We start from the raw sequence: 15,497 nt of genomic DNA on the forward strand, positions 1-15,497 counted from the left end.
CCCGCAAACTCAAAAAGTTGACGCATGTTCATCTTCAACTTCGGGGATACCGGCGGTAACGTTCGCGCACCCCAGTCGCTAGGAGCTGCCATGCCACGGCGCACCCCACGGACCGCCCTTGACAGAGTGAGAACGTTCCGCCGACTCCCCGGGTTCCTGAAGACGGCGTCGGTATGCGTTCTGATAGCCGGACTTGTCTCCCCCATTACCCAGAGCGCCGCCGCAGCGGCCACCTCCGCGTCCCCCGCGGCCGCCGCGAACGACTACTGCGGCGGCCAGTGTTCGGACATCCTGCCGCCCGGCGAGAACGGCAACGCCACCCTCGCGCAGATCCTCCTCAACCAGACCTTCGGCACCCAGCCCGGGCACGCCGAGGACCAGCTCGGCCCGTACGCCAACCTGGCCACGGGCTACAAGGGCCTGAGCGACACGACCATCAACAACTTCTTCAACGACGCCTCGTTCGGCGTCCCGTCCGACCAGGTCGCCTCGACCGAGAAGCCGAACGGGCGCAGCGATGTGACGATCGTGCGCGACAAGAAGACCGGCGTCCCCCACATCACCGGCACCACCCGCTACGGCACCGAGTTCGGCGCCGGGTACGCCGCGGCCGAGGACCGGCTCTGGCTGATGGACGTCTTCCGGCACGTCGGCCGGGGCCAGCTGACCTCCTTCGCGGGCGGCGCCGCCGCCAACCAGGGCCTGGAGCAGGAGTTCTACCGCAACGCGCCCTACACCGAGGCGGACCTCCAAGCGCAGATCGACCGCGCCGTGGCGAACAACGGCGCCCGCGGCCAGCAGGCCCTCTCCGACGCCGACGCCTACCTGGACGGCATCAACTCCTACATCGACGCCTCCGACAGCGGTCGTTACTTCCCCGGTGAGTACGACCTGACCGGCCACAAGGACGCGATCACCAACGCCGGCACCATCGACCACTTCAAGATCACCGACCTGGTGGCGCTGGCCTCCGTCATCGGCTCCCTGTTCGGCTCCGGCGGCGGGGGAGAGGTGAACAACGCCCTCTCCCTGATGGCCGCGCAGGACAAGTACGGGGTCGAGCAGGGCACCAAGGTCTGGGAGTCCTTCCGCGAGCGCAACGACCCCGAGGCCGTCCTCACCGTGCACGGCGGCCAGAGCTTCCCGTACGGCGCCAAGCCCGCCACCGCCAAGGGGCAGGCGCTGCCCGACGCCGGCTCGGTGACCCAGGAGCCGCTGGTCTACGACCGCACCGGCAGCGCGGCCACCACCGCCGCCAAGAGCGCCTCCACCACGGCCGCGAAGACGGACCTCAGCTCCGCCCACCGGGGGATGTCCAACGCCCTGGTGGTGAGCGGCAAATACACCGCGAGCGGCCATCCGATCGCCGTCTTCGGACCGCAGACCGGTTACTTCGCGCCGCAGCTGCTCATGCTCCAGGAGATCCAGGGCCCGGGCATCAGCGCCCGCGGCGCCTCCTTCGCGGGCCTGAGCATGTACGTCGAACTCGGCCGCGGCCAGGACTACTCCTGGAGCGCGACCACCTCCGGCCAGGACATCATCGACACCTACGCCGTCGAGCTGTGCCAGGACGACTACCACTACCTGTACCACGGCACCTGCACCGCCATGGACAAGGTCGAGCAGAAGAACTCCTGGTCGCCCACGCTGGCCGACGGCACCGCCGCCGGGTCGTACACCATGCGGGTCTGGCGCACCAAGTACGGTCCGGTGGAGTACCGGGCGACCGTCGGCGGCAAGAAGGTCGCCTACACCAGCCTGCGCTCCTCGTATCTGCACGAGGTCGACTCGATCATCGGCTTCCAGATGCTGAACGACCCCGGCTACATCAAGGGTCCCCAGGACTTCCAGAGCGCGGCGCAGCACATCAACTACACCTTCAACTGGTTCTACGCCGACTCCCAGCACACCGCCTACTACAACAGCGGTGACAATCCGGTCCGCGCGGACGGCGTCGACACAGAGTTCCCGGTGTGGGCGCAGCCCGCCTACGAGTGGAAGAACTGGAACCCGGACACCAACACGGCCGACTACACCGCGTCCTCCGCCCACCCCAACTCCGTAGACCAGGACTACTACGTCTCCTGGAACAACAAGCAGGCCAAGGACTACACCACGGCCTCTTGGGGCGACGGCTCCGTGCACCGCGCCAATCTGCTGGACGACCGGGTGAAGAAGCTGGTCGCGGCCGGTGGAGTGACCCGCGCCCAGCTGGTGCAGGCCATGGCGTCCGCGAGCGTCAGCGATCTGCGCGCCGAGGACGTGCTGCCCGAGCTGCTCCAGGTGATCGACTCCTCGCCGGTGACCGACTCCACGGCCGCCGACGCGGTGAACAAGCTCCAGGCATGGGTGACCGCGGGCGCCCAGCGCACCGAGACCAGCGCCGGCTCCAAGACGTACGCCAACGCCGACGCGATCCGCATCCTGGACGCCTGGTGGCCGCTGCTGGTCAAGGCCGAGTTCCAGCCCGGCCTCGGCAGCGATCTGTACAACGCGCTCACCAGCAACCTGGCCATCGACGAGGCCCCCTCCGCCGGACACGGACCGACCGGCTCGCACGCCGGAAGCTCCTTCCAGTACGGCTGGTGGAGCTATGTCGACAAGGACATCCGGTCGGTGCTCGGGCAGAACGTGCAGGGCCCCCTCGCCGCGAAGTACTGCGGCAACGGGGACCTGGGCGCCTGCCGGGACGCCCTGATCAGCACCCTCAAGCAGGCCGCCGGGATGACCGCGGCCCAGGTCTACCCGGGCGACTCCGTCTGCTCCGCCGGTGACCAGTGGTGCGCCGACTCGATCGTCCAGCGCACGCTGGGCGGCATCAAGCACGGCAACATCAGCTGGCAGAACCGGCCGACCTTCCAGCAGGTCGTGGAGTACACCTCGCACCGGTGACCCCGGGACCGAGCGAGCGGTGACTGGCGGCGGGTCAGGCGATCCGGCCCGCCGCCAGCACCACCCGGGCCAGTTCGGGATGCAGGATGTCGCTGTGCGCCCCGGCCGGCGGACCGCCCCGGCGGACCACCGCGGCCGCGTCCACGTTCACACACCCCGACGCGGGCAGCCGGCCCGCCAGTGCGCCGGCCAGATCCAGTCGCGCCGTGCCCGGTACCGCCTGTACCCCGTCATGGCCCAGCGCGCCCCACCGGGGGCCCAGCACGGCCGCGATCTCGTTGCCCAGGCAGGACCGGTCGTCCCCCGCGAGCCGCGAGGCCAGCGGATAGAAGGTGCCGAGCGCCGCGTCGAAGTGCGAGTGGCAGCACACCAGCGGACCGTCGATCCGCCGCTGCTGATCCTTCAGCGCCCCCGACTTGTGCGGGTCGTCGGGCAGCCGGTCCGCGAACACATAGTGCGAGAAGGCCCCTTCGAGCAGCGTCAGGGACTTCACCGGGCGCGCCTGACCGGGCAGCCCGCGCAGCGCGAACGCCACCAGGCGGCCGCCGAAGCTGTGCCCCACCAGATGCACCCGCACCCCCGGCGCCTTGGCCGCCAACTTCCCCAGCAGCGGCCCGAGTCCATGCTCGCCGATGGTCCCGGCCCGCCCCTTCATCTGGTAGTACGCCGCCTGCCGCAGCAGCTCCTTCGCGCCCTCCCAGGGGTTGGGCAGACTGAATCCCTCGGTGCCGCCCGGCGCCGCGACCGCGGCCAGCGCACCGGCGAACTCGGCGCAGGCGGTGGCGGTTTCCTCGGTGAACACGGCCGGCTCGCCGTCCTCGTCGGTGTCGGCCGCCGTGCTCCCCGCCCCGTCCGCCAGCAGCCGCACCAGCCGCCCGAACTCCGTCAACCCCGCGTCCCCGTCCGGCCGTTCGTCGAGCAGCCGGGCCACCTGGTCGATGACGTCCGCCCGGCCCGGGAAGGCGATGAGCAGCCTGCGCCGGGTGTCCTGGTCCAGCGCCGGTCCGGGCGCCGCGTCCGTCGCCACCACCGACCTCGGGAAGTCGGGGATCGGTTCGTCGCTGAACCGCATCGACGGCCAGACCACCCCGACATATCCGAGGTGCGCCCTGGGCGCGAGTCCCGGGAACGGGGCGAAGAAGCGGCGGTACAGGGCGGTCGCGGCCGAACGGTCCTCGTTCCAGCCGTGTGCGAAGACGACCAGGTCACGGACGCCCTGTTCCGTGACCTGGGCCAGCAGGTGATCGCGTTCGGGCGGGTCGACGTCCCCGCTCGCGTCGAAGGTCAGCTCCCAGTAGGGAGACACGCTCATCCCGGAATCCGCCATGTCAGGCTCCCTCGCCCCGCGGAGAACGACACGTTACTCGGTGTAATTGTCCCGCGACGCAGTGGAGTTGAAACCGGTTCGCGTGTCTCACCTGTACAGCAGGTACTCCTCTCGGATCCGCCGGAACGCGGCCAGCTCCTGCCGCCAGGCGCCCGTCACCTCGTCGGTGTCCGCGCCCGCGTCGATCATCGTGCGCACCCGGTCCGAACCGGTGAGCTTGTCGATCCAGTCGTCCGACCGCCAGGCGAAGCCGTCCCAGACCTCGCGCGCGGTCACCAGCAGGGCGATCCCGGTACGCACCGGGTCGTAGGCCGCCCGGTCCGTCACATGGATCTGCACCCCGCCGGCCGTCTTCCCCTCGAACTTGGAGAACGTGGGCGCGAAGTACGCCTCCCGGAACCGCACCCCGGGCAGCCCCAGCGCGTTCGCGGCCGCCGCCCAGCGGCCGTCGATGCCCTCGGCGCCGAGGAGTTCGAACGGCCGGGTGGTGCCGCGGCCCTCGGAGAGGTTCGTGCCCTCGAACATGCAGGTGCCCGAATACACCAACGCCGTGTCCGGGGTGGGCATGTTGGGGCTCGGCGGCACCCAGGGCAGCGCCGAGGCGTCGTAGAAGTCCGTGCGCCGCCAGCCCGTCATCAGCACGGTCTCCAGGGGGACGGACCCGCCGAGGAACTCCTTGTCGAACAGCCGGGCCAGCTCCGCGACGGTCATCCCGTGGGCCTGCGCGATCGGCTGCCGGCCGACGAACGTGGCGAACTCCTTGTGCAGCACCGGACCTTGGGCCTCGCGGCCGGTGACCGGGTTCGGGCGGTCGAGCACGACGAACCGTTTCCCCGCGAGCCGGGCGGCCTCCATGCAGTCGTACAGCGTCCAGATGTACGTGTAGAAGCGGGCACCGACGTCCTGGATGTCGAAGACGATCGTGTCGACGCCGGAGGCGGTGAAGACATCGGCCAGCGGCTGACCGCTCTTGAGATACGTGTCGTAGACCGGCAGGCCCGTCTCCGGGTCGTCGTAGCGGCCCTCGGAACCGCCGGCCTGCGCGGTGCCGCGGAAGCCGTGCTCAGGGCCGAAGACCGCCGTCAGCCTGACGAGGGGGCTCGCGTGCATCGCGTCGACGATGTGCCGGGCGTCGCGGGTGATGCCGGTGGGGTTGGTGACGATGCCGACCTTCTGGCCGTGGAGGAGCCGGTAGCCGTCGGCCGCGAGCCGCTCGAAGCCGGTGCGGAAGGACTCGCGGTGCCGGGGGGACGCGGCCACGCCGGGGGACGCGGACTCCCCGGGGGAGGCGGCCGGTACGGCGGCCAGGGTGGCCGTGGCCAGGAGGTTTCTTCGGGACAGCTGCATGGGACCTCCGTTGGTGCGGAAGGTGCGGGCCTCTAGAGGTTGGTGCGATGGCCCTTCCTTCACACATACCGACCGGTTAGTCTGGCCGCGCTGAGCCGAGTCGCGTCGTGTCGAAGGAGACCGATGGTGGAAGCCATGCAGGATGCGGGAGTCGTCGTCACCGGGGCCGGTGGGGGGATCGGGGCCGCGCTGGCCCGCAGGTTCGCCGGGGCCGGGGCCCGGGTCGTGGTGAACGACCTGGACGGGCGAAAGGCGAAGGCGGTGGCCGAGGAGATCGGCGGGACCGCCGTGCCCGGGGACGCCTCCGCGATCGTCGAGGAGGCCCGGGACGCGCTCGGCGGGACCATCGACGTGTACTGCGCCAACGCCGGGGTCGGCTTCTCCGACGGCGACATCGCCGGGCCGCTGGACGAGCGGTCCTGGGCGCTGGCCTGGGACGTCAATGTGATGGCCCATGTCCGCGCGGCCCACACCCTGCTGCCGCACTGGCTGGAGCGGGGCAGCGGCCGGTTCGTCACCACCGTGTCCGCCGCCGGACTGCTCACCATGGTCGGCGCCCCCTCCTACAGCGTCACCAAGCACGGCGCCTACGCGTTCGCCGAGTGGCTGTCCCTGACGTACCGCCACCGCGGTCTGAAGGTGCACGCGATCTGCCCGGAGGGCGTGCGCACCGACATGCTCGCGGCCACCGGCACCGCGGGCGAGGTGGTGCTGGTGCCGACCGCGATCGAGCCGCAGGACGTGGCCGACGCGCTCTTCAAGGGCGTCGAGGAGGACCGCTTCCTGATCCTGCCGCACCCGGAGACCGGCGCCCGCTACCAGGTGCGCGCGGCGGACCCCGAGCGCTGGCTGGCCGGCATGAACCACCTCCAGCAGAAGGTGGAGGAGGTCTCGTGAGCGACTCCCCGTACGCGGCCAAGCCCTGGCTGGCCCTGCTGAACGAGGCCCAGCGGGTCCCCGTCGCCCCGGCCGACTCGCTGGTGCACGCCCTGCGCGCCGCCGCCGCGAAGGCGCCCGAGCGCACCTTCCTCGCCTACTTCGACGCCCGCCTGAGCTACCGCGAGGTGGACGAGCTGAGCGACTCGATCGCCGGACATCTCGCCGCGCGCGGACTGGAGCGCGGCGACCGGGTGGCCGTACTCCTCCAGAACTCCCCGCACTTCGTGCTCGCCGTGCTCGGCGCCTGGAAGGCGGGCGCGACCGTGGTACCGGTCAACCCGATGTACAAGTCGGCCGAGGTCGGCCATGTGCTGCGGGACTCCGAGGCCACCGCGCTGATCTGCTCCGACCGGGCGTGGGAGGCGTACCTGCGGCAGACGGCGGCGGACTCGCCGGTGCGGATCGTGCTCACCGGGTGCGAGCTGGACTTCCAGACCCGCGACGACCAGCGGGTGCTGGCCTTCGAGCGGCTGCCGGCGGCCCCCGACGCCGAGGACCTGGTGGCCGTGGCCCGGCAGGGCGGACGGGTGCCCGAGGGGCGGGACCCGGGACCCGGCGACATCGCGCTGATCAGCTACACCTCGGGGACCAGCGGCACCCCCAAGGGCGCCACCAACACCCACGGCAACATCATGTACACCGTGGAACGCCAGCGCACCGGGCTCCCGCTGCCCGAGGGGCCGGTCTACTTCGCGCTCGCGCCGCTGTTCCACATCACCGGCATGGTCTGCCAGTTCGGCGCCTGTCTGAACAGCGCGGGCACCCTGGTGCTCGCCTACCGGTTCGAACCGGGCGTGGTCCTGGAGGCGTTCGCCGAGCACCGCCCGGTGTTCACGGTCGGCCCCGCCACCGCCTTCATGGCGCTCGGCGCCCACCCCGGGGCGGGCCCGGAGCACTTCTCCTCCTTCGTGCACCTCGCCTCCGGCGGCGCCCCGCTGCCGCCCGCGCTGGTGGAAGGCTTCCGGGCGCGGTTCGGGGCGTACATCCGCAACGGGTACGGGCTCACCGAGTGCACCGCGCCCTGCGCCTCCGTGCCCTCCGGTCTGGAGGCGCCGGTCGACCCGGTCTCCGGGACGCTCGCGGTCGGCCTGCCGGGACCGGACACGCTGGTGCGGATCGTGGACGAGAGCGGCGCGGACGTGCCGTTCGGCGAGCAGGGCGAGATCGCGGTGCGCGGGCCCCAGGTGATCCCCGGCTACTGGCGCCGCCCGGACGCCACCGCCGAGACCTTCCCCGGGGGCGAGCTGCGCACCGGCGACATCGGGTTCATGGACCCCCAGGGCTGGCTCTACGTCGTGGACCGCAAGAAGGACATGATCAACGCGTCCGGGTTCAAGGTGTGGCCGCGCGAGGTCGAGGACGTCCTGTACGCCCATCCGGCGGTGCGCGAGGCGGCCGTCGTCGGTATCCCGGACGGCTATCGCGGGGAGACCGTCAAGGCGTACATCAGCCTGCGGCCGGGCGCCGAGGCGGACCCGGATGAACTCGCGGCGTACTGCAAGGAGAGACTGGCCGCCTACAAATATCCGCGCCAGGTGGAGATCCTGCCCGAGTTGCCCAAGACGTCGAGTGGGAAGATCCTCCGGCGGGAGCTTCGCTCCCGCGGCGACGGCAAACGTCACAACTAGCGGCATCTCAGAACGAGCGACATCACGGAAGGCAGGTGGCGGCAGTGCCCAGGACGACGGACGGCGACGGAGCACCTGTTCCGCAGCGGCTGCTGGCCGCCGCCACCCGGCTCTTCGCCGAGCAGGGCTACGACCGGACCTCGGTACAGGAGATCGTGGAGGCGGCCGGCGTCACCAAGGGGGCGCTGTACCACTACTTCGGCTCCAAGGACGATCTGCTGCACGAGGTGTACGCGCGCATGCTCCGCGTCCAGCAGGAGCGGCTCGACCACTTCGCCGGCATGGACGCGCCCGTGGAGACCCGGCTGCGGGAAGCGGCGGCGGACGTCGTGGTGTCGACCATCGAGAACCTGGACGACGCCTCGATCTTCTTCCGCTCCATGCACCAGCTGAGCCCGGAGAAGCACAAGCAGGTACGGGCCGAACGGCGCCGCTACCACGAGCGGTTCCGCGCGCTGATCGAGGAGGGCCAGAAGTCCGGTGTCTTCTCCACCGCGACCCCGGCCGACCTGGTGGTGGACTACCACTTCGGCTCCGTCCACCATCTGTCCACCTGGTACCGCCCGGACGGACCGCTGAGCCCCCAGCAGGTGGCCGACCACCTCGCGGACCTGCTGCTGCGCGCGCTGCGTCCCTGAGCACCGGTGAGGGGCGGCCCCTTTCGCGGGCCGCCCCTCACTCGTGTCCGCCTACAGGTACTTCTTCAGCTCCCGCCGCGCCAGCGACCGCTGGTGCACCTCGTCCGGGCCGTCGGCCAGCATCAGGGTGCGGGCGGCGGCGTAGACCTCGGCCAGCGGGAAGTCCTGGCTCACCCCGCCCGCGCCGTGCAGCTGGATCGCCCGGTCCAGGATGTCGACCACCGCGCGCGGTGTGGCGATCTTGATGGCCTGGATCTCGGTGTGCGCGCCCCGGTTGCCGACGGTGTCCATCAGCCAGGCCGTCTTCAGCACCAGCAGCCGCAGCTGCTCGACCGTCACCCGGGCGTCGGCGATCCAGTTCTGCACCACGCCCTGCTGGGCCAGCGGCTTGCCGAACGCCGTACGCGAGACCGCGCGCCGGCACATCAGCTCGATCGCCCGCTCGGCCATGCCGATCAGCCGCATGCAGTGGTGGATCCGGCCGGGACCGAGCCGGGCCTGCGCGATGGCGAAGCCGCCGCCCTCCTCGCCGATCAGATTGGTCACCGGCACCCGCACCCGGTCGAAGACCACCTCGGCGTGTCCGCCGTGCGAGTGGTCCTCGTAGCCGAACACCCGCATGGCCCGCCGGACGGTCACCCCGGGCGTGTCGCGGGGGACCAGGACCATGGACTGCTGGCGGCGGATGTCCGCGCCGTCCGGGTCCGTCTTGCCCATCACGATGAAGACGCGGCAGTCCGGGTTCATCGCCCCGGAGATGTACCACTTGCGGCCGGTGATGACGTACTCGTCGCCGTCCCGCTCGATCAGGGTGGTGATGTTGGTGGCGTCCGAGGAGGCCACCTCCGGCTCGGTCATCGCGAACGCGGACCGGATCTCACCGGCGAGCAGCGGCTCCAGCCACTGTTTCTTCTGCGCCTCGTCGCCGAACTGCGCCAGCACCTCCATGTTCCCGGTGTCGGGCGCCGCGCAGTTGGTCGCGGTGGGCGCCAGGTGCGGGGAGCGGCCGGTGATCTCGGCGAGCGGCGCGTACTGGAGGTTCGTCAGGCCCGCGCCGTACTCCTCGTCGGGCAGGAACAGGTTCCACAGGCCCTGCCTGCGTGCCTCCGCCTTCAGCTCCTCCACCACCGCCGGGGTTTCCCACGGCGAGGCCAGCGCGGCCCGCTGCTCCTCGGCGACCGGCTCGGCCGGGTAGACGTACTCGTCCATGAAGGCGAGCAGCTTGGCCCGCATCTCCTCGGTACGCGCGTCGAACGCGAAGTCCATGACGGTCAGCCTTCCTGAAGGGTGGTCAGTCCGTGGTCGATGAAGACGGGCACCAGCTCGCCGATCCGGTCGAAGCCGCGCCCGACGGTCTGGCCCAGCGTGAAGCGGTAGTGGATGCCCTCCAGGATCACGGCGAGCTTGAAGAACGCGAACGCCTCGTACCAGGAGACGGCCGAGACATCCCGCCCGGAGCGCGCCGCGTACCGCTCGATCAGCTCCTCGGGCGCGGGGTGCCCCGGTGCCTCGGCGGTGGTGGAGACGGGCGAGTTCGGCAGCTCCAGGGAGCGGCTGTACATCACCAGCAGCCCGAGGTCGGTCAGCGGGTCGCCGAGCGTGGACATCTCCCAGTCGAGGATCGCCGTGATCCGGTCGTCCGCCCCGATCAGCACGTTGTCCAGCCGGTAGTCGCCGTGCACGACGGTGGCGGCGGGCGAGCCGGGGAGCCCCCGGCCCAGTTCGGCGTGGAGTTCGTCGATGCCGGGCAGCTCGCGGTTGCGGGAGGCGTCCAGCTGCTTGCCCCAGCGGCGCAGCTGCCGGTCCAGATAGCCCTCCGGGCGGCCGAAGTCGCCGAGGCCCACCTCGGCGGGGTCCACCGCGTGCAGCTCGACCAGCGTGTCCACCAGGGACAGCACCGCGCCCCGCACCCGCCGCTCGCCGAGCGGGGCGAGCTGTGCGGAGGTGCGGTACGGCGTGCCCGCCACGAACTCCATCATGTAGAACGGCGCGCCGAGAACCTCCTCGTCCTCGCACAGCAGCACCGGCGCCGGGACCGGCACGGAGGTGGGGTGCAGGGCGCTGATCACCCGGTGCTCGCGCTTCATGTCGTGCGCGGTGGCGAGGACATGGCCGAGCGGCGGGCGGCGCACCACCCACTTCGAGGTGCCGTCGGAGAGCGCGTAGGTGAGGTTCGACCGGCCGCCCTCGATCAGCCGCCCGGTGAGCGGCCCCCGCACCAGCCCCGGGCGCTCCCGCTCCAGCAGGGCGCGCAGCCGGTCCAGGTCCAGTCCGGGCGGGTGGTCGGCGCTCATGTGTCACTCCTGTGAACGGTCGGATATCAGGACTCGACTCATGATGCCGACCGGTCGGTATGTCGTCCAGTGTGTGCGGCGAACCGGACGGGAAACGTGACGGGGACCACCGGGTTCCGGGTGCGCGGGAGGCTCAGTTCTCGGCGTTCCCGGTGTTCCCGGCGCGGAACTCCGCGAGCCGCTCGTACGCGGCAAGGCCGTCCGGCACCCACTCCCACTCGCCGAGGCGCGCCTCGACCTCCGCCTCGGAGAGGAAGGCGTGCCACTGCACCTCCTCCACCTGCGGGTTCACGGGCAGCTCGCAGCGCACCTCGTACACCGCCGACCACCAGGTCTTCCCGGCGCCGTCGTCGTAGAGGAACGTGAAGAGGTGTGTCGGCCGGGGCAGCCCGGACACGCCCAGCTCCTCCTCGGCCTCCCGCAGCGCCGCCTCGTCATAGGACTCGCCCGCGCCCACGACCCCGCCGACGAACGGGTCGTACAGGGCGGGGAAGACCAGCTTGGTCGCCGTGCGCCGGTGCACGAAGAGCCGGCCGGCCGCGTCCCGGGCCTGGATGAAGACACAGCGGTGGCGCAGCCCGCGCCGGTACACCTCACCGCGCGGCAACTGCCCGACGACGCGGTCGTGTTCGTCGACGACGTCGAGGATCTCGTCAGCAGGATTCATGCCCTCATCCAAGCACGGCGGCGCGGGCCGCGGGGGAGTGCTTCAGCGGCGCTGGAGTTCATGGGCCGGGGGCTCCGACTCCGTCGTGCCGCAGGGCATCGCCGGGTGCATCCCGAGCAGCACGATGCCCGCGACCACACCCGCGAGCCCGGCCGCCTCCCAGGCCAGCGCCCCGGTGTCGGTGCGCAGCCGGTCGCCGAGGAAGCCCACCCCGCACAGGATCCCGGCGAGCGGCTCGGCCGCGGTGAGCGCCGGCAGCGACATCCGCAGCGGCGCCGTCTCGAACGCGCTCTGCACCAGCACGAGACCGGTGACCCCGCACACGAACACGCCGTACGGCTGCCAGCTGGTGAAGAGTTCCGCGAAGCCGCCGTCGGAGAAGAGGGTGCCGCTGACCCGGGTCAGCGCGTCCTGCACCCCGTAGAGCAGCCCGGCGGCGAGGGCCAGCAGGACGGCGGCCCAGTTCAGCCGCGAGCGTTTGGCGTACGTCGTCAGGGCCAGGGCCACGCCCACCACCACGCCGATGATCAGCCAGTGCCGCAGCGGATCGGCGACGGCGTCACCGGCCCGCGGCTCGCCCGCCGTGATGAACGCGCTCACCCCGCCCGCGAGCAGCAGCAGCCCCGCCCAACCCTGCCGTCCCAGCGGCTGTTTGGTCTGGTAGCGGGAGAGCGCGAGCGCGAACAGCAGATTGGTCGCGAGCAGCGGCTCCACCAGCGAGATCTCACCCTTGCCGAGGGCCACCGCGCCCAGCACCATGCCGGCCACCATCAGCCCGAGACCGCCCAGCCAGCGCGGCACCCGCATCAGGTCGAGCAGCAGCCGCAGTGACAGGAAGTCGCTCGGCGGCGCCTGTTGCGCGGCGTTCTGCTGGAGCACGAAGCCGAGGCCCAGACAGCAGGCCGCGCTCACGGCGAGGAGGAGAACCAGAACCGACACGCTGCGTACCTCGATCATCCGGCCGGACCACGGACGCGTAGTGGCCGACTGTAGCGCCCCCGGGACGGCATTGCCCCGGAAGAACCCGGAAAGGGGCGGTTGACCCGCCATGGTCGGCGCCGGGGGCGCGGGGCGCCATGGCGTACGCCACACGGCTCGCCACGACGGGCCGCGTGACGGCATGGCGTACACCACAGCGCCGCACCCCGCGCCGGTCCCGCACCGGTTCCGGCTCGGCCGCACGGTCGGTCACGTATCCGCGCGTCTACCCCAATTTCCCTGCCACGAACGGTAGTTGAACCCACTAACATCAGCATTCCGCTTGACGCAAACCTTGGCCTGCGGGTTTGCTGTGTGTGATCGGCCGATGGCAGCCCGAGAAACAGGAAGTCCTGCGGTGTCACCACTCCCGCCCCTGCTCGACGAGCGCCGGGCCCGCACGGCCCCCTCCGGCGCCACCGCCCCGGACCTCCCCGGCGGCTACGACGACGCCCTGGACGACGCCGAACTGCGGACCGCCCGCGCCGCGTTGCTCCAGGGCCGCCGCCAGGCCGCCCGCTCCCTGCTGCTGCACACCGGCGACGACTGGGACCGCCGGGGCCACCGGCTGACCGCGCTCGCCCGCGAGCCGTACGCCGCCGCCTGGGCCTGGGACTGGCTCCAGGCCGAACCCGGCTCCCCGGACGCCGCGGCCCTGCTCGCCCTCGCCCGTGTCCAGCGCGCCCTGCGCGGGCGGGAGAACCCCGAGCGGGCCCGCGAGGCGTGCGAGCGGGCCGCCGCGCTCGCCCCCGCCGACCCCACCCCCTGGCTCGGGCTGCTCCGGCTCGCCCGGATCGTCGGGCCCGAGCGCGAGGTCCTCGACGTGTTCGCCGAGGTGCGCCGCCGCCACCCCGAGCACCACCACGCTCACCACCTCCTCGTCGCCCGCCTCGCCGAACGGCCCTCGGGCGGGCGGTACGAGTCCCATGAGGTGTACGACCTCGCCGAGCTGGCCGCCGCCGAGGCCCCCGCCGACTCCCCGCTGGCCGTGCTGCCGGTCGTCGCCCTCGCCGAGCGCTACCGGGTGCTCGCCGGCACCGGCCTCGCCCCGGCCGACCCCACCGCCTCGGCGCACTGGTCCGGGCCGCGCGCCCGCCGGATCCTGCGGGCCGGCTTCGACTGGTGGCTGGAGTGGGAGCAGGACGAACACCCCCGCCGCCACATCGACCTCAACCACCTGGCGTTCGCGCTGTCCTGCGCGGGCCGCCCGGCCGAGGCCGCCGTCCTCTTCCGGCGCATCGGCGCCCACGCCACCCGGGCTCCCTGGAGCTACCCGCACCGCGACCCGCGCGCCGCCTTCCGCGCGGCCCGCGCCTCTGCATTCCTTACGAATCCCTGACCACGGCCCCGATTCCCTGGCCACCCCGCGAGACCGGTGTTCGAATGAGGAGGTGAACCCCGAACCCCCCGAGGAGCGGGACGGCACCCCCGTCGGCCGCCGTGTCTTCCTCGGCACCCTCGGCCTGGGCGCCCTCGGCGTGCTCGCCGCGCCCACCCTGCAACGCGCCCTGGAGGGCGTCGCGGGCAAGGACCCGACGGGCCTGACCGGTCTGCTGCCCAACGGCGGCGGCTTCCGCTACTACTCGGTCGCCGCCTCCGTCCCCGACAAGAACGCCACGGACTACCGTCTGACCGTCGGCGGCCTGGTCGACCGCCCCCGCGCCTACACCCTCGCCGAGCTGCGCGCCCTGCCGCAGACCCGGCTGGTCAAGGACGTCCAGTGCGTCACCGGCTGGCGGGTCCCCGGCACCCCCTTCGAGGGCGTACGCCTCGCCGACCTCCTCGACGCGGCCGGGGTCCGCCGCGGTGCCAAGGCGATCCGCTTCACCTGCTTCGACGGCACCTACAGCGAGAGCCTCACCCTCGACCAGGCCCGCCGCCCGGACGTCCTGGTCGCCCTGCGCATGCAGAACAAGGACATCGGCCACGACCACGGCGGCCCCGTCCGCCTCTATGTCGCGCCCATGTACTTCTACAAGTCCGCCAAGTGGCTCTCCGGCATCGCCGTCACCGACCGCGTCGAGCCGGGCTACTGGGAGAACCTGGGGTACGACGTCGATGCCTGGGTCGGCCGTTCGAACGGACGCACCGATGAGCCTACGAGCTGACACCCCGGCCCCGCCCGCCGCCCGGATCCGCCGCTTCTCCCGGGCCGAACGCTGGGTGCACCGGACCACGGCCGCGCTGATGGGCGTGTGCGTGGCGACCGCGGCCGTCCTCTACATCCCCCAGCTCGCCGTCCTGGTCGGCCGTCGCGCCCTGGTCGTCCGCGTCCACGAGTGCGCCGGGCTCGCGCTGCCCGTCCCCGTCCTGCTGGGCCTGGCCTCCCGCGCCTTCCGCGCCGATCTGCGCTTCCTCAACCGGTTCGGGCCGCACGACAAGGTCTGGCTGCGGGCCGCCCTGCGCCGCGACCGACGCCGACAGGTGCGCCCGGCGGGCAAGTTCAACGCCGGGCAGAAGATCTACGCCGCCTGGATCGCCGGGGCGACCCTGGTCATGCTCGGCACCGGCCTGCTGATGTGGTTCACCCATCTCGCCCCGCTGGTCTGGCGCACCTCCGCCACCTTCGTCCACGACTGGCTCGCCCTCACCATCGCGGTCGTCCTGGCCGGCCATATCGGCATGGCGCTGGGCGACCCGGAGGCGAGAGAGGGGCTGCGCACGGGCACGGTCAGCCAGGAGTGGGCGAAACGGCAGCACCCGCTGTGGCGAACCCGCCAGCGCCCCTGAACGGGTCCCGGCCCACGAAGAGGCCCGCCCCCCGAAGCAAGGGGGCGGGCCTCCGTC

General features: G+C 71.9%; 13 protein-coding genes. 7 read left to right on the plus strand and 6 right to left on the minus strand.

What is annotated here, in order from left to right:
* The first annotated feature begins 90 nt into the window (after positions 1-90).
* The gene (locus HEP81_RS30240) at positions 91-2,892 is read left to right on the plus strand and encodes a penicillin acylase family protein (protein WP_037661912.1); all 2,802 of its coding nucleotides are present in this window, start codon (positions 91-93) and stop codon (positions 2,890-2,892) included.
* Between the two features lie 34 nt (positions 2,893-2,926).
* Here the strand turns inward: HEP81_RS30240 and HEP81_RS30245 are convergent, their stop codons facing one another.
* Positions 2,927-4,219 (minus strand): lipase family protein, encoded by a 1,293-nt coding sequence (locus HEP81_RS30245; protein WP_037661914.1) that lies wholly within the window; start codon positions 4,217-4,219, stop codon positions 2,927-2,929.
* 87 nt (positions 4,220-4,306) lie between these two features.
* The gene (locus tag HEP81_RS30250) at positions 4,307-5,566 is read right to left on the minus strand and encodes an exo-beta-N-acetylmuramidase NamZ family protein (RefSeq protein WP_037661917.1); all 1,260 of its coding nucleotides are present in this window, start codon (positions 5,564-5,566) and stop codon (positions 4,307-4,309) included.
* A gap of 123 nt (positions 5,567-5,689) precedes the next feature.
* Between HEP81_RS30250 and HEP81_RS30255 the strand changes: the two genes are divergently transcribed.
* Genes HEP81_RS30255 through HEP81_RS30265 form a run of 3 tightly spaced genes read left to right on the plus strand, consistent with a single transcriptional unit; the run spans position 5,690 to position 8,771 of the window.
* Entirely contained in the window at positions 5,690-6,463 is a 774-nt protein-coding gene (locus tag HEP81_RS30255; protein WP_106980052.1) for an SDR family oxidoreductase, read from the plus strand.
* Entirely contained in the window at positions 6,460-8,133 is a 1,674-nt protein-coding gene (locus tag HEP81_RS30260; RefSeq protein ID WP_037661919.1) for a class I adenylate-forming enzyme family protein, read from the plus strand. The genes HEP81_RS30255 and HEP81_RS30260 overlap by 4 nt, the downstream gene beginning before the upstream one ends.
* A gap of 44 nt (positions 8,134-8,177) precedes the next feature.
* Entirely contained in the window at positions 8,178-8,771 is a 594-nt protein-coding gene (locus tag HEP81_RS30265) for a TetR/AcrR family transcriptional regulator (protein WP_037661921.1), read from the plus strand.
* A gap of 51 nt (positions 8,772-8,822) precedes the next feature.
* Here HEP81_RS30265 and HEP81_RS30270 read toward each other — a convergent pair whose 3' ends face one another.
* From HEP81_RS30270 to HEP81_RS30285, 4 genes are all read right to left on the minus strand, one after another.
* Positions 8,823-10,037: an acyl-CoA dehydrogenase family protein gene (locus HEP81_RS30270; RefSeq protein ID WP_037661922.1), complete on the minus strand. Its 1,215-nt coding sequence runs from the start codon at positions 10,035-10,037 to the stop codon at positions 8,823-8,825.
* Positions 10,038-10,042: 5 nt separating this feature from the next.
* On the minus strand, positions 10,043-11,065 hold the full coding sequence (locus HEP81_RS30275) for a phosphotransferase family protein (protein ID WP_037661924.1): 1,023 nt from the start codon (positions 11,063-11,065) through the stop codon (positions 10,043-10,045).
* A 133-nt stretch (positions 11,066-11,198) separates the two neighbouring features.
* Complete coding sequence (locus HEP81_RS30280) at positions 11,199-11,732, minus strand: NUDIX hydrolase (protein WP_037661926.1); 534 nt, start codon at positions 11,730-11,732, stop codon at positions 11,199-11,201.
* Positions 11,733-11,774: 42 nt separating this feature from the next.
* The gene (locus HEP81_RS30285; protein ID WP_051850566.1) at positions 11,775-12,671 is read right to left on the minus strand and encodes a DMT family transporter; all 897 of its coding nucleotides are present in this window, start codon (positions 12,669-12,671) and stop codon (positions 11,775-11,777) included.
* Between the two features lie 397 nt (positions 12,672-13,068).
* Between HEP81_RS30285 and HEP81_RS30290 the strand changes: the two genes are divergently transcribed.
* From HEP81_RS30290 to HEP81_RS30300, 3 genes are read left to right on the plus strand one after another with little or no spacing between them, the layout of a single operon-like run.
* Complete coding sequence (locus HEP81_RS30290; protein ID WP_037661927.1) at positions 13,069-14,049, plus strand: hypothetical protein; 981 nt, start codon at positions 13,069-13,071, stop codon at positions 14,047-14,049.
* Positions 14,050-14,101: 52 nt separating this feature from the next.
* On the plus strand, positions 14,102-14,818 hold the full coding sequence (locus HEP81_RS30295; protein ID WP_037661929.1) for a molybdopterin-dependent oxidoreductase: 717 nt from the start codon (positions 14,102-14,104) through the stop codon (positions 14,816-14,818).
* A complete protein-coding gene (locus HEP81_RS30300) occupies positions 14,802-15,440 on the plus strand; it encodes a cytochrome b/b6 domain-containing protein (protein WP_037661931.1) in 639 nt (212 codons plus the stop codon). The genes HEP81_RS30295 and HEP81_RS30300 overlap by 17 nt, the downstream gene beginning before the upstream one ends.
* Positions 15,441-15,497 lie beyond the last annotated feature (57 nt).

Origin of the sequence: Streptomyces griseofuscus (genome assembly GCF_014673495.1) — a bacterium.
GTDB lineage: Bacteria > Actinomycetota > Actinomycetes > Streptomycetales > Streptomycetaceae > Streptomyces > Streptomyces murinus.